The organism is Paucilactobacillus oligofermentans DSM 15707 = LMG 22743, assembly GCF_001434315.1.
Classification (GTDB): domain Bacteria; phylum Bacillota; class Bacilli; order Lactobacillales; family Lactobacillaceae; genus Paucilactobacillus; species Paucilactobacillus oligofermentans.
The window spans coordinates 260,523-280,469 of sequence record NZ_AZFE01000003.1; the positions used below are offsets into that span (position 1 = coordinate 260,523).

The 19,947-nt window shown below is 35.8% G+C and carries 21 protein-coding genes; 19 read left to right on the top strand and 2 right to left on the bottom strand.

Features of this window, described 5'->3' with window-relative positions; genetic code table 11:
* Positions 1–9 precede the first annotated feature (9 nt).
* The 11 genes from ruvB to FC70_RS02150 all read left to right on the top strand — a co-directional run bounded on the left by ruvB (position 10) and on the right by FC70_RS02150 (position 11,399).
* The gene (gene ruvB, locus FC70_RS02100; RefSeq protein ID WP_057889385.1) at positions 10–1,026 is read left to right on the top strand and encodes a Holliday junction branch migration DNA helicase RuvB; all 1,017 of its coding nucleotides are present in this window, start codon (positions 10–12) and stop codon (positions 1,024–1,026) included.
* A 5-nt stretch (positions 1,027–1,031) separates the two neighbouring features.
* Complete coding sequence (queA, locus tag FC70_RS02105) at positions 1,032–2,069, top strand: tRNA preQ1(34) S-adenosylmethionine ribosyltransferase-isomerase QueA (protein WP_057889386.1); 1,038 nt, start codon at positions 1,032–1,034, stop codon at positions 2,067–2,069.
* 31 nt (positions 2,070–2,100) lie between these two features.
* Positions 2,101–3,243: a tRNA guanosine(34) transglycosylase Tgt gene (gene tgt / locus FC70_RS02110; protein WP_057889387.1), complete on the top strand. Its 1,143-nt coding sequence runs from the start codon at positions 2,101–2,103 to the stop codon at positions 3,241–3,243.
* 71 nt (positions 3,244–3,314) lie between these two features.
* Positions 3,315–3,680 (top strand): preprotein translocase subunit YajC, encoded by a 366-nt coding sequence (gene yajC, locus FC70_RS02115; RefSeq protein WP_057889388.1) that lies wholly within the window; start codon positions 3,315–3,317, stop codon positions 3,678–3,680.
* Between the two features lie 157 nt (positions 3,681–3,837).
* Complete coding sequence (dinB, locus tag FC70_RS02120; protein ID WP_057889389.1) at positions 3,838–4,956, top strand: DNA polymerase IV; 1,119 nt, start codon at positions 3,838–3,840, stop codon at positions 4,954–4,956.
* Between the two features lie 90 nt (positions 4,957–5,046).
* Positions 5,047–6,000, top strand: coding sequence for a DHH family phosphoesterase (locus FC70_RS02125; RefSeq protein ID WP_057889390.1), 954 nt, complete (start codon positions 5,047–5,049; stop codon positions 5,998–6,000).
* A gap of 1 nt (position 6,001) precedes the next feature.
* Positions 6,002–7,354: a DEAD/DEAH box helicase gene (locus FC70_RS02130; protein ID WP_057889391.1), complete on the top strand. Its 1,353-nt coding sequence runs from the start codon at positions 6,002–6,004 to the stop codon at positions 7,352–7,354.
* A 252-nt stretch (positions 7,355–7,606) separates the two neighbouring features.
* Positions 7,607–10,258: an alanine--tRNA ligase gene (gene alaS / locus FC70_RS02135; RefSeq protein ID WP_057889392.1), complete on the top strand. Its 2,652-nt coding sequence runs from the start codon at positions 7,607–7,609 to the stop codon at positions 10,256–10,258.
* A 115-nt stretch (positions 10,259–10,373) separates the two neighbouring features.
* Complete coding sequence (locus FC70_RS02140; RefSeq protein ID WP_057889393.1) at positions 10,374–10,634, top strand: IreB family regulatory phosphoprotein; 261 nt, start codon at positions 10,374–10,376, stop codon at positions 10,632–10,634.
* On the top strand, positions 10,634–11,071 hold the full coding sequence (gene ruvX / locus FC70_RS02145; protein ID WP_057889394.1) for a Holliday junction resolvase RuvX: 438 nt from the start codon (positions 10,634–10,636) through the stop codon (positions 11,069–11,071). Before FC70_RS02140 ends, ruvX begins: the two co-directional genes overlap by 1 nt.
* 10 nt (positions 11,072–11,081) lie before the next feature.
* Positions 11,082–11,399 carry a DUF1292 domain-containing protein gene (locus tag FC70_RS02150; RefSeq protein WP_057889395.1) on the top strand — a complete coding sequence of 106 codons (318 nt, stop codon included), beginning with the start codon at positions 11,082–11,084 and terminating at the stop codon, positions 11,397–11,399.
* Positions 11,400–11,449: 50 nt separating this feature from the next.
* On the opposite strand, the gene rnhC is transcribed toward FC70_RS02150, so the two are convergent.
* Positions 11,450–12,364: a ribonuclease HIII gene (rnhC, locus tag FC70_RS02155; protein ID WP_057889396.1), complete on the bottom strand. Its 915-nt coding sequence runs from the start codon at positions 12,362–12,364 to the stop codon at positions 11,450–11,452.
* A 129-nt stretch (positions 12,365–12,493) separates the two neighbouring features.
* Here rnhC and FC70_RS02160 point away from each other — a divergent pair, with 129 nt between their 5' ends.
* From FC70_RS02160 to trxA, 5 genes are all read left to right on the top strand, one after another.
* Complete coding sequence (locus FC70_RS02160) at positions 12,494–13,696, top strand: MFS transporter (RefSeq protein ID WP_083478596.1); 1,203 nt, start codon at positions 12,494–12,496, stop codon at positions 13,694–13,696.
* Between the two features lie 52 nt (positions 13,697–13,748).
* Positions 13,749–13,979 carry a cell division protein ZapA gene (locus tag FC70_RS02165; protein WP_057889398.1) on the top strand — a complete coding sequence of 77 codons (231 nt, stop codon included), beginning with the start codon at positions 13,749–13,751 and terminating at the stop codon, positions 13,977–13,979.
* Complete coding sequence (locus FC70_RS02170) at positions 13,979–14,512, top strand: CvpA family protein (protein WP_057889399.1); 534 nt, start codon at positions 13,979–13,981, stop codon at positions 14,510–14,512. The genes FC70_RS02165 and FC70_RS02170 overlap by 1 nt, the downstream gene beginning before the upstream one ends.
* Positions 14,513–14,528: 16 nt before the next feature.
* On the top strand, positions 14,529–16,901 hold the full coding sequence (locus tag FC70_RS02175) for an endonuclease MutS2 (protein ID WP_057889400.1): 2,373 nt from the start codon (positions 14,529–14,531) through the stop codon (positions 16,899–16,901).
* A gap of 83 nt (positions 16,902–16,984) precedes the next feature.
* On the top strand, positions 16,985–17,296 hold the full coding sequence (gene trxA / locus FC70_RS02180) for a thioredoxin (RefSeq protein ID WP_057889401.1): 312 nt from the start codon (positions 16,985–16,987) through the stop codon (positions 17,294–17,296).
* A gap of 50 nt (positions 17,297–17,346) precedes the next feature.
* Here the strand turns inward: trxA and FC70_RS02185 are convergent, their stop codons facing one another.
* Positions 17,347–17,814 carry a YslB family protein gene (locus FC70_RS02185; protein WP_057889402.1) on the bottom strand — a complete coding sequence of 156 codons (468 nt, stop codon included), beginning with the start codon at positions 17,812–17,814 and terminating at the stop codon, positions 17,347–17,349.
* 142 nt (positions 17,815–17,956) lie between these two features.
* Between FC70_RS02185 and racE the strand changes: the two genes are divergently transcribed.
* Genes racE through FC70_RS02200 form a run of 3 tightly spaced genes read left to right on the top strand, consistent with a single transcriptional unit; the run spans position 17,957 to position 19,886 of the window.
* Positions 17,957–18,760, top strand: a complete 804-nt coding sequence (racE, locus tag FC70_RS02190) for a glutamate racemase (protein WP_057889403.1) — start codon at positions 17,957–17,959, stop codon at positions 18,758–18,760.
* Positions 18,761–18,762: 2 nt separating this feature from the next.
* Positions 18,763–19,359, top strand: a complete 597-nt coding sequence (locus FC70_RS02195; protein WP_057889404.1) for an XTP/dITP diphosphatase — start codon at positions 18,763–18,765, stop codon at positions 19,357–19,359.
* On the top strand, positions 19,359–19,886 hold the full coding sequence (locus FC70_RS02200) for a metallophosphoesterase (RefSeq protein ID WP_057889405.1): 528 nt from the start codon (positions 19,359–19,361) through the stop codon (positions 19,884–19,886). The genes FC70_RS02195 and FC70_RS02200 overlap by 1 nt, the downstream gene beginning before the upstream one ends.
* Positions 19,887–19,947: the final 61 nt, after the last annotated feature.

Genomic DNA, 19,947 nt, shown 5'->3' on the forward strand with positions numbered 1-19,947 from the left:
GTCGTTAAAATGGATGAAGATAACCAGGATATTTTATCTGGACAAAGTGAAAATGAACAAGAAAATTATATCGAGAAGTCATTGCGGCCTCAAAGTTTGGATACTTATATTGGGCAAACAAAGATTAAACATGAATTGGAAGTTTACATTCAAGCAGCAACTGGGCGTGAAGAAGCTTTAGATCATGTCTTGTTATACGGACCGCCAGGGTTAGGTAAAACAACATTAGCCATGGTAATTGCGAATGAGATGAAAGTTAATATTCGAACCACTAGTGGACCAGCAATTGAAAAACCGGGTGATTTGGTTGCTTTGTTGAATGAATTAGAACCGGGGGACGTTCTTTTTATTGATGAAATTCATCGTTTACCTAAAATTGTTGAAGAAATGTTGTATTCAGCAATGGAAGATTTCTTTGTTGATATTGTAGTTGGACAAGGACCAACCGCTCATCCAATTCATTTTCCGTTACCACCATTTACTTTGATTGGTGCGACGACTCAAGCCGGAGCATTATCAGCACCTTTACGGGATCGTTTTGGAATTGTTGAACACATGGATTACTATACGATCGAAGAACTACAACAAATTATTTTTCGCTCGGCAGATATTTTCCAAATTACGATGATTTCAAGTGGTGCGCGTGAATTAGCGTTGCGATCTCGAGGAACGCCGCGAGTAGCTAATCGATTATTAAAACGAGTTCGTGATTTTGCTCAAGTTGAGCAACGTAGTGATGTTGATCAAGCAATTGTAGCCTATGCATTAGATTTATTGCGGGTTGATAATCGTGGCTTAGATGAAATTGATTTAAAGTTATTACAAACAATGATTGATTTTTATCAAGGTGGACCGGTTGGATTAGGAACTTTAGCCGCTAATATTGGTGAAGAACCGAATACCATTTCTGAAATGTATGAACCATATTTATTACAAATTGGCTTTATTAAACGAACCCCACGCGGTAGAATTGCCACCTCGCTTGCATATGAACATTTAGGAATACCAGAAACTAAAGGAGAATAATACTAATGTCAGATTTAACGCTGGATGATTTTGATTATGATTTACCACACGAATTAATTGCTCAAACACCAATTGAACAACGTGATACTTCACGCTTACTTGTTTTGGATAGTAAAACGGGAGAAATGCAAGATCAACATTTCTATGATGTGCTTGATCAATTAAATCCCGGGGATGCGGTTGTCATGAATAACTCGCGTGTTTTACCAGCTCGAATTCATGGTGTGAAATTAGATACGGGTGCGCATGTTGAAGTATTGTTATTAAACAATACGGAAGGCGATACATGGGAAACTTTAGTTAAACCTGGTAAAAAAATTAAAGTTGGAACGGTATTAACATTTGGTAATGGCGAACTAACTGCCACGGTAACTGAAGAACTTGAACATGGTGGCCGAATGATTGAATTTCATTATGAAGGAATCTTCTTAGAAGTTCTTGAAAAATTGGGAGAAATGCCATTACCACCATATATTAAAGAAAAACTTGATGATCCAGATCGTTATCAAACAGTTTATGCTAAAGAAAATGGATCAGCTGCGGCACCAACCGCAGGATTACATTGGACCAAAGATTTATTGCAAAAAGTTGAAGATAAAGGAATTAAGTTAGTCTATTTAACTTTACATGTTGGACTAGGAACTTTCCGTCCAGTTGATGAAGAACGAATTGAAGATCATGTAATGCATAGTGAATTTTATCGATTAGATGCTGAATCAGCTAAGACGTTGAACGAAGTTAAGGCAAATGGCGGTCGTATTATCGCCACTGGAACGACATCGATTCGTACATTGGAAACGATTGGTTCAAAATTCAATGGGGTGTTACAAGCCGACTCTGGTTGGACTGATATTTTTATTATGCCAGGATATAAGTGGACAGTGGTTGATGCATTTATTACAAACTTCCATTTACCTAAATCAACGTTGGTAATGTTAGTCGCTGCCTTTACTGGACGTGATAATATTCTGAATGCTTATCAACATGCAATTCAAGAAAAATATCGTTTCTTTAGTTTTGGGGATGCGATGTTTGTTAAATAATTTATAACGTTAACAGTGAAATGGAGATTTTATGGAACCAGCAATTAAGTATCGTTTGATTCACCAAGATAAGTACACTGGGGCTCGTACTGGTGAAATCATAACCCCGCATGGAACATTTCCAACACCAATGTTTATGCCAGTTGGAACTCAGGCAAGTGTAAAAAGTATTGCTCCAGAAGAATTAGATGAAATGGGTGCTGGCATTATCTTAGCTAATACTTATCATTTATGGCTCCAACCGGGCGAAGACTTGGTTGAACAAGCTGGTGGATTGCATAAGTTTATGAATTGGGATAAAGGTATTTTAACCGATTCAGGTGGTTTTCAAGTGTTTTCACTTGCGAAACATCGTGACATTAAAGAAGAAGGGGTCACGTTTAAAGATCCTTCAAGTGGACGGACAATGTTTTTATCACCCGAGAAAGCAATTCAGGTGGAAAATGCACTTGGTCCTGACATTATGATGAGTTTTGATGAATGTCCACCATACTTTGAAACCTATGATTATATTAAAAAATCAGTTGAACGAACTTCAAGATGGGCTGAACGTGGTTTAAAAGCTCACCAAAATCCAACTAATCAGGGACTATTTGGAATTGTTCAAGGAGCTGGCTTTAAAGCACTACGTCAGCAAAGTGCACGTGACTTAGTTAGTATGGATTTTCCTGGCTATTCAGTTGGTGGATTATCAGTTGGTGAATCTAAAGAAGAAATGAACCGCGTTCTAGAATTCACTACCCCATTGCTCCCTGAAAATAAACCGCGTTATTTAATGGGCGTGGGAACAGCGGATTCATTAATTGATGGTGTGATTCGTGGGATTGATATGTTTGATTGTGTCTTACCTACTCGGATTGCGCGTAACGGAACTTGTATGACTTCTCATGGCCGTTTAGTGGTTAAAAACTCGCAGTATGCTCGTGATTTTAATCCGTTAGATGATAATTGTGATTGTTATGTTTGCCGTAATTATACGCGAGCCTATATTCGTCATCTGATTCATGTAAATGAAACCTTTGGAATTCGGTTGACCAGTTATCATAATTTATACTTCTTAATTCACTTAATGGAAGATATGCGAGAAGCAATAAAAAATGATCAAGTGCTCGAATTTAGGGAAATGGTTTTTGAACAATATGGGTTTAATGAAGAAAATGCACGGAATTTTTAGTAATTTTACTCGTGTTTTATAAGTTTTTTTGATACAGTAGAGATAGTAAAATTGAAAGGATGTTCAAATTAATGCAAAGTTATTCAGGAATTATTTTAATCGTTGTGATGGTTGCAGTTATGTATTTCTTAATGATTCGCCCACAACAAAAACAACGTGCTAAGCACCAAAATATGGTTAGTACTCTTCAAAAAGGCGACAAGGTTGTTACAATTGGCCGTCTTCACGGAGTAATTGATTCAGTTGATAACACTAACAAGACCGTAGTTTTAGATGTTGAAGGAATTTATTTAACATTTGATTTATCTGCGATTGCTAACGTTGTCCCAGCTGAAAAGGCTGCTGCAGTTGTTACTGAAGCAAAAAGTGAAGCAGTAGAAGAAACTGTTGCACCTGCTGAATCTGCAAGTGAACCAACTTCAGAAGAAGCTAAATAATTTTTAATGATGAAATACCTGTAAAGCAAAACTAATATTTTGCTTTATGGGTTTTTTATTTATAAATAATTGCCTAATTAAATGATCATGATAAGAATGAGCAAGATCTGAATTCTTAGTTTTATTTTTTGATATAATAATCATCAGGAGAAATAACATGACGGAATTTATGCAACAGCAGTTAAATATTGATACTACTCGTAAAATTATTCATATCGATATGGATGCTTTTTATGCACAAATTGAAATGAGAGATCATCCAGAATGGCGCGAAAAGCCGTTGGTAATTGCCAAGGATCCTAGAAAAACTGGTGGTCATGGAGTAGTAGCAACTGCAAATTATGTTGCACGAAAAGCCGGTATTCATTCAGCAATGAGTGCCGCCAAAGCATTAGAGCTTGAAGCTAATGCGGTTTTTAAGACCCCTGATTTTACTTTATATCGTCGGATTTCAGCACAGGTTCATGAAATATTTCATCGATATACTGACATAGTAGAACCAATTGCCTTTGATGAAGCATATTTAGATGTAACCGATAATAAGTTGAATATTAGTAATCCAGTTGTGTTGGCGCATAGATTGCAGGCTGAAATTTTTGAAGAAACTAAGTTAACTTGTTCGACGGGGATTTCATATAATAAGTTTTTGGCTAAACTGGCATCTGAATATCGTAAACCAGTGGGTGTAACAGTTATTAATCCAGATGATGTTAAGAACTTTTTATTTAAATTGCCCATTGATGATTTTAGAGGGGTCGGAAAAAAGACAGTCCCCAAAATGTACGAAATGGGGATAAATAATGGTGCTGATTTATTTGAGTATTCGGAATCAGACTTAATGGCTAAGTTTGGTAAAATGGGCTATATATTATATCGTCGTGTGCGAGGCGAAGATGATCGACCCGTTGAGTATCAACGTGATCGAAAATCAATTGGTAAAGAGCGAACTTATACCCAATTGATTAATTCTGAAGAAGGGGTACAAGCTCAATTAACGTATCTGTCAGAGTTGGTGGCTGACGCTTTAAAAGCTAATCAAAAGCACGGTAAAACAGTCGTTCTTAAGATTAGGTATCAGGATTTTTCTACGATAACCAAACGTGATACGATGACCGAATTTGTTGATAATACACCAGAAGCAATTTACTTTGTTGCTAATCAAATTTATGAGGAACTACCAAAAAATGATGATTCAGTACGGTTATTAGGAATTACATTGACTAATCTATCACCGTCCACTTTTGAAAATATTACGTTGCCCTTATTTAAGCACTGATAAAACAACCTTTGTAACTAGACCCAATAAACGTTATACTGGTGAATGGACTTTAACGCGATGTCTCTGTATTGAGAGGAATAAATAGATATGAAGGAACAACAAGAAATACTAGAAAAAATCAAGAAGTATCAAAAAATTATTATTCATCGTCATCAACGACCTGATCCAGATGCAATTGGTTCACAGACTGGTTTAGCTGAAATCTTGCGAGCTTCTTTTCCAACTAAAGAAATTTTTATGGTTGGTAAAAAGATTCCAGGGTTTGCTTGGATTGGTGAGATGGATGAAATTGACAATGAAGTATTTGACGATGCCTTAATAATTGTCACAGATACTGCCAATGCACCACGAATTGATGATCGTCGATTTGATCAGGGAGATTTATTAATTAAAATAGATCATCATCCCAATGATGAACCATATGGCGATATTATGATGGTTAATCCAGATTCATCTAGTTCTTCAGAAATTATTTATGATTTTTATGAGCAATTTAAGGATCAACTAACGTTACCTAAAGTGGCAGCTAGTGCATTATTAGCTGGAATTATTGGTGATACCGGTCGATATCTTTATCCAGCAACAACAGCTCGTACGATGAACGTCGCTGCGGCATTGATGAATGCAGGAGCCGATAACAGTGCAATTGGACAACATGAAAATGAAATGCCAATTCCGGTGGCCCGTTTATCAGCTTATGTGTATGAAAATCTTGAAATTATGTCACATGGCGCTGCGTATTTAATCTTAACTAATGAAATCCTTGAAAAATTTGATTTAAAGGATTCAGGAACTGCGGGGATTGTACCGCTACCTGGACAAATCAAAGGGGTAATTTCATGGGCAATTTTTGTTCAACAAGAGGATGAAAGTTACCGGGTAAGATTGCGTTCTAAGGGTGAACCAATTAATGAAATTGCTAAACTTCATGATGGTGGTGGACATCCACTAGCCAGTGGGGCAAAAGCCAAAGATGATAATGAAGTTAAAGAAATTATTGCGCAACTGGACCAGTTAACAAAAGAAAATGAGGTAGATTAACATGGCCGAAATGTTTACAAGTTTTAATTTTCAACCGTATCTATATGATGCGTTAAAGGATTTAAATTTTAGAGAACCAACACCGGTTCAAACTAAGGTAATTCCGTTAGTTAAAGCAGGAAAAAGTGTTATTGGACAATCACAAACTGGTAGTGGGAAAACACATGCGTTTTTGTTACCAATTTTTGATAAAATTGATCCAGAAAAGGATGAAGTTCAAGTAGTTATTACCACACCAAGTCGTGAATTAGCCTATCAAATTTACGATGCTGCAAAGCAGATTGCTGGCTTTGGATCAGATAAGTTGATTGTTCATAATTATGTTGGTGGAACTGATAAGGTTCGTCAAATCAACCAATTAAAACGACATCAACCACAAATTGTGATTGGAACACCAGGTCGAATTTGGGATTTAATTTCAGCACAAGCTTTAGATGTTCATACTGCTAATCAATTTGTTATTGATGAAGCCGATATGACTCTAGACATGGGATTCTTGGATCAAGTTGATAAAATTGCTGGTAGTTTACCCGAACATTTACAAATGATGGTCTTTTCAGCAACAATTCCTGAAAAGCTACGACCATTCTTACGTAAATATATGAATAACCCGGTCGTAGAAGAAATTCCAGTAACGTCAGTAATTAATCCAGATGTTAATAATTGGCTACTTTCAACTAAGGGCAAGAGCAAAAACGCACTTATTCATCGCTTAGTGACAATGGGTGATCCATACTTAGTCTTAATTTTTGCTAACACGAAAACGCGTGTTGAAGAAATCCATGAATATTTACAAAAGCAAAATTTAAAAGTAGCAATGATTCATGGTGATATTAAACCACGTGAGCGTAAACGAGTGATGCGTCAGGTTCATAACCTAGATTTTCAATTTGTAGTTGCGACTGATCTAGCAGCGCGTGGAATTGATATTGATGGTGTATCAATGGTTATTAATGATGAAATTCCAACTGATCTTGATTTCTTTATTCATCGTGTTGGTCGTACTGGACGTAAGGGTATGAACGGAACGGCCGTTACCTTGTATGAACCAGGTGACGACAAAGCAGTTAGTGAATTGGAACGTCTTGGAGTTAAATTTCAAGATAAAGAAATTAAGAATAACGAACTTGTTGATACGTATGACCGTTTGCGTCGTACAAAGCGTAAACCACGTCAAGAAGAATTAGATATCACGATGAAAGGTTACGTTAAAAAACAAAAGAAAACCGTTAAGCCTGGTTATAAGAAAAAGATTAAAGGTGCAATTGCCGATCAAGCAATTCAAAAACGTCGAATTGAACAACGTGCTGATTTCCGTCGAACAAAGAAAGCTAAAAAGAATTCATCACGTTGATTTTTGTACTTGGCTCAGCTATAATTACGAGTGTTAAGGGACATGCTGATTGATTGGATTTTAAGAAACGTTTTGGTAATGAGAAAAACGATGAAGGTCATTAAGTGCTACCCAAAATATAAATTTAAATAATTTAGATAACAATTAAGAGGTTAACGATTTCCATCGTTGCAAGCAGAGTGGTACCGCGTCTAGGACGTCTCTGTGTGCAATGGTGGATTTTTTTATTTTTTAAAACAGAGGAGAATTTTTATGAGTGAATTAAAGCAATTATCTAGTAGTGAAGTTCGGCAAATGTTTATCGATTTCTTTGCTCAACATGGGCATAAAGTCGAACCAAGTGCTTCCTTAGTCCCAGTCGATGATCCAACTTTACTTTGGATTAATTCTGGAGTTGCCACCATGAAAAAATATTTTGATGGCTCAGTAGTCCCTGATAATCCAAGATTAGTTAGTTCACAAAAGAGCATTCGGACTAATGATATTGAAAATGTAGGAAAGACTGCGCGTCATCATACTTTATTTGAGATGCTAGGTAATTTCTCAGTTGGCGATTATTTCAAAAAAGAAGTTATTCCATGGGCATGGGAGTTATTAACGAGCCCGGAATGGTATGGATTAGATCCTGAAAGACTTTATATTACGGTGTATCCAAAAGATCAGGATGCTCGTAAAATTTGGGAATCAATCGGGATTGACCCAAGTCATATTTATGAAGATGAAGATAATTTTTGGGATATTGGTCGTGGACCATCGGGACCTGATTCTGAAATTTTTTATGATCGTGGACAAGAAATGAATAACGTCGACGTTGATGACCCAGAAAATTATCCGGGTGGAGAAAATGAACGCTATCTAGAAATATGGAATATCGTATTTTCACAATTTAATCACACGCCAGAAGATACCTTTGAACCATTACCCAATAAAAACATTGATACGGGGATGGGATTAGAACGAGTTGTTTCAATTTTCCAACATGCGCGGACTAACTTTGAAACCGACTTATTCTTACCACTAATTAAAAAGACTGAAACCTTTAGTGATAATAAAAAATATGGTCAATCAGCTGCTGAAGATATTTCATTTAAAGTAATTGCTGACCATGTTCGGGCCATCACATTTGCAATTGGTGATAGTGCATTACCTTCTAATGTTGGTCGTGGCTATGTAATTCGTCGATTAATTCGGCGTGCTGTAGTTAATGGCAAGAAGCTTGGAATTAATGATGGTTTCTTATATAAATTAGTGCCAACGGTTGGTGAAATTATGGAATCATATTATCCAGAAATCACTCAAAATGCTGATTATATTGCCTCAGTTGTAAAATCAGAAGAAGATCGGTTTAATGCAACTTTAAATGATGGCTTAGATTTGTTGAATGAAACAATTGCTGATGTTAAGTCACGGAATAGTGATTTGATTGATGGTGAATCAGCGTTTAAATTATATGATACTTATGGTTTCCCAATTGAATTAACCCGTGAATATGCTGAAGATGAAGGTATTAAAGTGGATGAAGCTGGGTTTGATGCTGAAATGAAAAAGCAACAAAACCGAGCACGTAATGCCCGTGGAAATACAAAATCAATGGGAGTTCAAAGTGATTTTTGGATTAACGTTCAAGATGAAAGTGAATACGTTGGTTATGATACCTTAGTGGTTGATGACGCCAAAGCAGTTGTGGTTGCGCAAGATGAAGCCAATGTTCCAGAGGCACAACCAACAGAAAATCCGATTGAAGTTATTTTTGATCGTACACCATTTTATGCAGAAATGGGTGGACAAGTAGCCGATACAGGTTCAATCATTGATAACTTAGGAGAAGAAGTGGGACGGGTAGTTGATGTTCAACATGCACCTAATGGACAAAACCTACACACGATAGCTTTGAGCAAAGCTTTGAAAAATGGTGCACGTTACAAACTAGTTGTTGATCGTGCACGTCATCTAAAAATTGAAAAAAATCATACAGCAACTCATTTATTAGATCAAGCACTACGCAATGTGTTAGGTGGTCATACCCAACAAGCTGGTTCGTTAGTTGAACAGCATTATTTGCGATTTGATTTTAATCATTTTGGCTCAATTACTGAAGATGATTTGGAACAAGTTGAACGAATGGTTAATGAACAGATTTGGCGTGAAATTGAAATTTTAACCGTAGAAACTGATTTAGAATCCGCTAAAGAAATGGGTGCAATTGCGCTATTTAGTGAAAAGTATGGCGACCAAGTGCGGGTTGTTAAAATTAATGATTTTAATACTGAATTTTGTGGTGGGAACCACGTCCGTAATACAAATGAAATTGGAATCTTTAAAATTGTTTCGGAAGCTGGAGTTGGTGCAGGTGTTCGTCGGATTGAAGCGGTAACTGCTGGGGATGCATACCAGTTGTTACATGAACGTGAAGAACTATTAAAGCAATCAGCTGAAGTTTTAAAAGCACCACAAGTAAAAGAACTTCCACGTAAAATTGAAGCTTTGCAAATGGAACTTAAAGAAGTTCAACGGGTTAATGATAGTCTTCAAAGTAAGCTGACTTCACAACAAGCAACAGATGTATTTAGTAATATTCAAGAAACTGCTAAAGGAACTTTGGTTGCTGAACAAGTGCAAGTTAACGGAATGGATCAATTGCGTCAATTAGCTGATACTTGGCGGACAAAGTCAATATCAGATGTACTCGTGTTAGCAGCTGTAGTCGGAGAAAAGGTTAATTTAATTGTTGGTGTCAGTGATGATAAAGTTAAAGAAGGTCTGAAAGCTGGCGAAATCATTAAAGCAATTGCACCCGCAGTCGGTGGTGGCGGCGGCGGTCGTCCTAATTTAGCTCAAGCAGGTGGAAAAAATCCAGCCGGAATTGAACAAGCATTATCGCAAGCTAAAGAATTTTTAGCATAAGATGAAATGACGTAGGTTACATTAAAAATGCGTTACAGTAATTTGGATCGATTGTACTTTTGCCGTGTGTTTAGTAGTATAGGGATATAAACAAATTATTGTGGGGGTGGGTTTAATGGCATTAGATAAGACAATGTTCTTTGATTTTGGTGATAGTAATCAAAAAAATGTTCATGAAACATTAAATACAGTTTATAATGCACTTGAAGAAAAAGGTTATAATCCAATTAATCAGATTGTAGGGTATTTATTGTCTGGAGACCCAGCATATATACCACGCTTGAATGATGCTAGAAATTTGATTCGCAAGTATGAACGTGATGAAATTATTGAAGAACTTGTTCGCTCATATCTCAAAACTAAGGGTGATGCTTAATGCGGTTAATGGGATTGGATGTCGGCTCAAAAACAGTTGGAGTTTCTGTTAGTGATCCATTAGGTTGGACAGCTCAAGGCTTAGAAATAATTGCGATTAATGAAAATGAACAAATTTTTGGTATTGAACGAGTTGCAGAATTAGTTAGTGAAAAAAGTGTAGCTGGTTTTGTTGTCGGATTACCTAAAAACATGAATAATACTGAGGGACCAAGGGTTGAAGCTGCTCGTAATTATGGTAAACTCTTAGAAGATACATTTAGTCTCCCTGTTGACTATCAAGATGAAAGATTAACGACAGTTGAGGCTTCACGAATGTTAGTTGAGGAAGCAGATACATCTCGTGCAAAGCAAAAAAAAGTAATTGATAAATTGGCGGCTAGTCTAATTCTACAAAATTATTTAGATGGCCATGGTAAACTACTAAAAGAACTGTGAGGAATTAATAATGGCTGAAGAACACAATCACGACCATAACCACGAAGATGAAGATTTAATTACATTAGTTGATGATGATGGTAACGAGGAATTATATAAAGTACTCTTTACCTTTGATTCAGATGATTTTGGTAAATCATATATTCTTCTATACCCATCAAGCGCTGAAAATGATGAAGAAGTTGATATCCAAGCATATGCTTATAATCCTGATCAAAGCGAAGACTCAGAAGGCGATTTACAACCAATTGAGGATGAAGCTGAATGGGAAATGGTTGAAGAAGTATTAAATACTTTCTTGGATGATGACGGTAATTTTGACGCATAATATAAATAAGTACAAAAAAACGATTTTGATGAAAACATCAAAATCGTTTTTTATTTGTTATCAGCAATGGCTTGGGCTTTTTGTGTATTAGCAAAATGCAATTTAGCATAATCTGCCAGTGGTTTTCCTTGACGAATTAATTTAGCGGCAATTTGATCAACTGCATTACCAGCACCAATCGGTAAGGTAATTCCTGCGTTCGCTGTTAATTCATCCATAGCTTCGAGTGAAACGTAACGGGCAATCACTGATGCAGCCGCTACAGCAAGATGAGCTTGTTCACCTTTAGTTTGAAAGTAGACATTTTCATGGATAATTGATTGGCCCTTAAGGTAACGGTAATAGGTGCTTGGGGCAACAAACTGATCAATTAAAATTGCTTGCGGTTTTTCAGGTTGAATTTTTTTTAAAACATTTGTTAAAGCTAAATTATGGCAAAGGGCTTTTAACTGTCCTTGATTATATTTTTCAATCATTTGATTGTACTTAGTAGGCATAATATTAACGACATGGTAAGGCAAAAAAGTAATGAGTTGTTTTGCCATTTTAACGATTTCTGGATCAGTTAATTTCTTTGAATCTTGAATACCTAATTTACGAACGGTTTCAATATTTTCACTAGTTACGTAAACTGAAGCAACTGTTAATGGTCCAAAGTAACTACCGGTGCCAACTTCATCGGAGCCAATTACTGACCAAGTATCAAAACCTGACGGTAATGTACTATTAGTTGCCTTTGGAAAGCTAGCTTTATTCGTTGAGGTAGTAGGTTTACCCCATTTTGATACTTCGGAGGTAACATTGGTGCCTTGAAACATAACTTTACCGGAATTGTAGCCAGTAATAATGGTGCCACCTTGTTTTACGCGAAACAAAGCCCCAACTGGTGGGACTTGTTGGTTGCTAGCGTAATGGCTATTCATTTGTTTTAAAGTGGCATTATTTACTTTAATTACTTCTTGCATGTAATCATCCTTCATTTATGTTATTTTAACAATTCTACCATAGTTATTTAATTGGTGAGGTTTAACACTTTATTGTAAACAGTGATATAATTTTTACGTTGTAATTAGGTCGATGAACGGAGAAAAATGATGAGTGAATTACCACGATGGAAGAAAAATACGTATGCTCTTTGGGTCGGTAATTTTGCGACTGGAGCTGGAGCTAGTATGAGCTTACCATTTTTGCCATTGTTTATCTCAACAATGGGTGATTTTTCAAAATGGGAACTATCGCTATATTCTGGGATTGCCTTTTCAATTACCTTCTTGAGTCAAGCAATTGTCTCACCATTATGGGGAAAGCTAGCGGATCGAACTGGTCGAAAACCAATGCTATTAAGAGCGGCAATTGGGATGACAATCACAGCGACTTTAACCGGATTATCACCCAATGTATGGATTTTAATTTTACTTAGACTTATTCAAGGTGCTTTTTCAGGTTATATTAATAACGCTTATGCACTAGTGGCTAGTGAAGTTCCTACCAAACAAAGTGGTAAGACAATGGGATTATTAACAACTGGAAGTGTTGGAGGACAATTAATCGGTCCAGTTTTTGGCGGGGTAATTGCTGATGCGTTTGGCTATCGAATTCCGTTTTATATATTTGGGTGTTTAATGTTGATGGCAACGGTGATTACCATTGTTGGGGTTAAAGAAAAATTTACGCCAATTGATAAAAATAGTCAGTTAGCTAAACAAAGTGCATTTGCAGGTGTTAAAAATGTGCATGTGGTTTGGGCAATGATAATCTCATCAATGTTAATTCAAGCTGCCACTAATTCAATTAATCCAATTATTAGTTTATTTGTTAAAGAGTTATTAACGACGCACTCTAATTTAGCTTTAACAAGCGGAATTATTGCGGCTTTACCTGGAATTGCAACTTTGATTGCAGCACCACGATTTGGATCATTAGGGGATCATATTGGGCCGCAAAAAGTATTAATTGCTGGACTACTGTTGTCGGGAGTGGTATTTTTACCAACCTTCTTTGTGAGCACTGTATTTATGTTAGGGGTTTTCCGATTTATGATTGGAATTGCTGATGCGGCACTGTTGCCTGTAACGCAAACCGTGATGAGTGTTAATACGCCACAAGAATCAATTAGTCGTATTTTTAGTTATAATCAATCATTTCAAGCAATTGGTTCAGTATTAGGACCTATGTTAGCGTCAATGGTGGCTGGAATATTGGACTATCGCTTTATTTTTTTAATGGCAACCGGGTTAGTGGTTATTAATTTAGTGGTTGTTCTATGGGCATATCGAAAAGATGGGTTAAGTAGCTAAATAGCACGGTTCGTGCTAAACTTGATAAGTTAAAAACTAGGCGGGTGATGAAATGAATAAAAGATATAAAATTCAATTAGATGGTCGAGAATATGTAATCAGTGGACCAGGAGAATCAGATTTAATTGTTGCCGCTCAAAATCTAGTCAATGAACAAATTGATCATTTAAAAGAAGTTAATCCACAATTGGATGATATTCAACGGGCTAATTTAGTGGCATTTAATGCGGTCGCTGATCAGATAAAAATGCAAAGAGATTTAGAGATAAATAAGGATAAATAATGATACTTTCAATTGGCATTCTAGTGTTATTGGTGTTTAACTTTATAGTAGGACGCCGACGTGGACTATTGTATATGATATTAAGGCTGGTTAGCTTTGTTGTTGCAATAATTGCTGCAAAATTTATGACCCAATTAGTCGGTGATAATCTAACATCACTATTTCCAGTGTTTGATGCTACCACTAATAGTACTGGTAGTGCATTAAATAGTAGTAATGGGGATAGTTTCTTTTATAATGGAATTGCTTTTTTTATCACCTTTTTGATTGTGATGAAATTAGTTAAATGGCTAATTATGCGACTAAATTTACTTAGTAAAATTCCAGTAATACATCAAATAAATGCGCTGGCAGGTGGATTAATCAATTTAGGGCTGACTTATGTTGTAATTTTTTTAATCCTAACAGTATTTCAAGTGTTACCAAATACATGGTGGCAAGATCAATTAGCAGTATCTGGGATCGCACAATGGATTATTAATGATACCCCGGTTTTGTCACAACAAGTTGTTTACTGGTTATCAGGTAGTTAATTAAGAGGAAATATAAATGAATTCTAAAATATTAGAGGTAATGGATTTTGATAAAGTTAAAGCGAAAGCATTACCATTTTTAGTATCAGCAGCAGGGAAACGAGAACTTGAAAACTTGGTGCCCAAAACTGAGATTGAAAAAGTGAAGTTGGCAATACAAGAAACAACTGATGGTGTAAATATTTATCGCTTAGCTGGCGGAATGGTGATTCCACAGCTAGCTGATATTAGTATGCAATTAAAACGTTTAAAAATGGATGCAGTCTTAAATGCGGGTGAGCTAGCTCAAATTACGAAAATTTTACGAACTAGTATGGCGGTTAAAGATTTTTTTGCTAAATTACGCGAACAAGATGTCGATATGCATACGATTGAACATTACGTTGATGATTTAGTTACGATTCCAACGATTACAAAACAATTAGCAATATCAATTGAAGGTGATGGTCACATCACTGATGAGGCATCATCAAAATTACATGGCTTACGGCAACGAATTACGCAAACTGAGGGATCAATTCGTTCTAAAATGGAAGGATTTACTCGGGGAGCCAATGCTAAATATTTAAGCGATGCAATTATTACGATGCGTGATGATCGTTATGTAATTCCAGTACAGGCTAACTATCGAGGTAAATTTGGTGGGATTGTTCACGATCAAAGTGGTAGTGGTCAGACACTATTTATCGAGCCACAAGCAGTTATTGAATTGAATAATCGCTTACGCCAAGATCAATTAGATGAGAAACAAGAAGAAATACGGATTTTAGCTGAGCTATCGGCCTTAATTGCACCTTATCGAATTGATATTGGAAATAATGAACAAATCCTAGGACACCTTGATTTTATTAATGCCAAGGCACAAATGGCTCATAATATGCGGGCAACACTGCCAATAATTAGCAATGAACATCAGATTAATTTAAAGCAAGCTCGACATCCATTGATTGAAGCAAATAAAACAGTTGCTAACGATATTATTATTGGTGATGAATATCAAATGATCGTCATTACTGGTCCTAATACCGGTGGTAAAACAATTACAATGAAGACCTTAGGGTTGATCCAATTGATGGGTCAAGCTGGGTTTTACATTCCAGCTCAAGAAGAAAGTACAATCGGGGTCTTTGAACAGATTTTTGCGGATATTGGGGATGAACAGTCACTTGAACAAAATTTAAGTACTTTCTCTTCACACATATCAAATATCAAAGCAATTTTAGATCAAGCTGATGAAAATTCATTAGTCTTTCTTGATGAGGTTGGGGCCGGAACTGATCCTAAAGAAGGTGCCGCATTGGCAATGTCAATTTTGGATGCTTTAGGTGCTAAAAGTAGTTACGTGTTGGTTACAACCCATTATCCTGAACTAAAGGCATATGGTTTTGATCGTGAAAAAACGATTAATGCCAGTATGGAATTTGATCAGGAGACCTTTAAACCAACTTATAAATTGCTATTAGGTATTCCTGGACAATCAAACGCATTAGAAATTGCCAAACGATTAGGGATTACCGAATCAATTATTATGGAGTCAAAGGCCCTTATTTCAGAAGATAGTCAGGATTTAAATGCAATTATTGGTGATCTGGTGACACAACGTAAATTAGCACGTGATCGGTCAGAACAATTAGAAAATGATTTGCAAGCTACTGGAAAACTACAGACTGATTTAGATGAAAAGTTAACTAAATTTGAAACGCAAAAGGCAAAACTGCTGGAAGATGCTCAAGTAGAGAATAATCATTTAGTATCGCAATCACGAAAGCAAGCCGACAAAATTATCGAACGATTACGAAAATTAGAACTTGAAGGGCAACAAATTAAAGAAAATCAGTTAATTGATGCTAAGGGTGAATTGAATTCTCTACGCATGGATGACCAACGATTAAAGAAAAATAAAGTTTTACAACGTGAAAAATTGAAACATGATTTAAAAGCTGGTGATGCTGTACTAGTTAAATCTTATGGTCAGTATGGCGATCTAATTCGTAAATTAGGTAAACAAGATTGGGAAGTTCAGCTGGGAATTTTAAAGATGAAGGTCAATGAATCTGATTTAGAAAAATCTAAGCAAGCGAACATTGCAGCTCAGGAACGCGAACGTGAGCCAAAGCAACGAATTACTCACTCTGTTTCAACCCGAGAAACATCTGCTCGTTTAGACTTACGAGGACATCGCTATGATCAAGCAATGGTCGAAGTTGATCAATTTATTGATCATGCGGTTTTGAGTAATTTGTCATCAGTAACGATTGTTCATGGTAAGGGAACTGGGGCACTTCGTAAGGGGACACAAGAATATCTTCGAAGTAATCCACGAGTTAAAAGCTTTGAATTTGCAGCACCTAATGCTGGTGGCGATGGAGCAACGATTGTCTTTTTATAAATTACTAATTTTTTGTAAGCAAAATAATGTATTTTAATTTAAAAATTTGTTAGAATGTTAGCAATGAAAGCGAGGAATTGATTATGTCATTCAAAGAAACAACTGATCAAACCTTCGTAGCAGATACTGCGAACGGAGTAACATTAACTGATTTTTGGGCAACTTGGTGTGGTCCTTGTCGGATGCAATCACCAGTAGTGGAACAATTAGCTAGCGAAATGGGAAATGTAACATTCAATAAACTTGATGTTGATCAAAATCCAGAAACTGCACAAAAATTTAATGTGATGAGTATTCCAACTTTACTTGTTCAAAAAGACGGTGAAGTGGTTGATACATTGATTGGTTATCATTCAAAGGAACAATTAGCGCAAATTTTAAATCAATATTTATAACAAAATAAAATGAACAAAACATTAGTTTTGTTCATTTTTTGTATATAATTTTATTCACTTAACTGAATGAAATTAATTGGGGTTTCATCAGTGACTTGATTGGATGAATCATGATAGACAGTAATTTGAATAATCTTTTTCTTTTCCACTTCGACGGAAGCTTCAGTGACCATATTAGTTTGAAACTCGATTTGTTGCGCAATTAGGCCGGCTTCAAAATTAAAAGTAGCATGGGATAATTTTGAACGATCAATGATCTCATCACCGGCTAGCTCCCATACTTGCTGTTTACTATTCTTTTTAATTAAAGATAAGGTTCCAAGGCTAAGTTGATGAAATAAGCTAATTAATTTATCATCAGAATCAACGGGAAATTGGCGGGCAATATCTTTACCTGCCCAATATAAGATACCATCAGCTTCGGTACCTAAGATAGATGGTAGAAGAACATCTCGAAGCATCATTTGTCCTAAACCAGTATTGCTATGAATCATTTGATCATACAAAGATTGTGTCATTTTTCGAACTCCTTAATTTGCTAAAATTTATTATACATTTTAAATGATGATATGTCAGTTGTAACTGCTATTTTGCTTGAAAAAAAGGTTAATTAAGTCGATAATTGTAGTTATAGTTTAAAGATAAGCGGGGCAAGACATCATGGATAATCGACCAATTGGTGTAATGGATTCAGGACTAGGCGGACTGACATTTGTTAAAGAAATTAGACATCAACTGCCAAATGAATCAATAGTTTTTTTGGGTGATGAAGCACGACTGCCATATGGTATTAAATCTTCGTCGGAAGTTCGTGAATTTAGTTTTCAGATTGCTAAATACTTATTAAAATTTGATATTAAAATGTTTGTGATTGCTTGTAACACGGCAACCGCTGCGGCATTACAGTTTTTACAAGAACAATTGGATATTCCCGTAATTGGAGTAATTAAGCCTGGTAGTCAAGCAGCAACAAGCTTAACGAAGAATCATCAAGTTGGGGTAATTGCAACTCAAAAAACCATTGAGAGTTTGGCCTATACTAACCAAATTGGTTTACTGGATTCAAAAGTAAAAGTAATTGGGCTTGCAACACAATCATTAGTCAAGCTAGTTGAAAGTAATCAAATGAATACTGATTATGCACAACAAATAATTAGTGAACAATTAAATTTCTTTGCTGATTATCAAGTTGATACGTTAATTTTAGGGTGTACCCATTTTCCATTATTAGCTAATGAAATTCAATCAGCGATGGGGCCAGAGGTTAAACTAATTGATTCTGGAGCTGAAACGGCATCGGTAGTTAAAGAGCTATTGACTAAAAATGATGTATTAGCGAGTCAGCATAATGATAACTTTTTGAAATTATTAACAACAGGTTCAATCATACAATTTGAAAAGGTGGCAAGTAACTGGTTACAAGATTCTAAGTTGGATATTGCACAAGTTAATTTAGGAGAATAAAAATGAATGAAATTATTGTAGCTACTAATAATGCTGGTAAAGCGACTGAATATGAGGAATTATTTTTACCACTTAAAATTAAAATAAAAACATTAAAAGATTTTCCAGAGTTACCTGAAATTGAAGAAACTGGGACAACTTTTGAAGAAAATGCTTTAATTAAAGCTCATACAGTTGCTAAAATCACTAATTTACCAGTAGTTGCTGATGATTCAGGATTAATGATTAATGCTTTAAATGGTGAGCCTGGGGTATATTCAGCAAGATATGCAGGCAATCATGATGACCAAGCCAATATTGATAAAGTATTGGTTAATTTAAAAAATGTTGCGCCGGTGGATCGTGGTGCTAGTTTTCATACTGCATTAGTTGCAGTTAAGCCTAATGGTGATCAGCTGTTAGCGCATGGTGATGTTGAAGGCGTGATCCTAGATGAACAACGTGGAACTAATGGCTTTGGCTATGATTCAATTTTCTATGTCGATCAGTTTAATAAGACGATGGCAGAATTAACGGCAGAACAAAAAAATCAAATTAGTCATCGAGGCAATGCAATGCGTAATTTAATGACTAATTTTGAAACTTGGTGGCGTGAATAATGAAAATTATGATTGTAAGTGATAATCATGGTGATCGGGATATTTTAGCTAAATTGGTTAATGAATATACGAATAAAGTTGATTTGATGATTCATTGTGGTGATTCAGAAATGCTAGTTGATGATCCTATTTTTGAACATATGCCAAGTGTGCTTGGTAACAATGACTGGGGACAACCGTTTTTAGATAAGCGAATAATTGAAGATGAATCAGAACGGATTTTATTAACCCATGGGCACCTATATAATGTTAATTTTACAATGGATAAATTAGCAGCCTTAGCTAGAAATCATAATGCATCAGTAATTGCTTTTGGACATACCCATCAATTAGCAGCAACGATGAAGGATAATAAATTATTTATTAATCCGGGAAGTATTAGTTTGCCTAGAGGTGAGTTTAGTTATATTGGTGGCACATACGCAATTGTTGATCTGCAGGATGAAATTGTTAAAGTTCAATTTTATAATCGGGAATTAGAGCCAATTGATGAGCTTAAATTTACATTTGAAAGAAATATGAAGTGATTTTTAAATATTTTAAAATATCAAAGACATTAGTATTCATGTGACTAAATTTTCGATACAA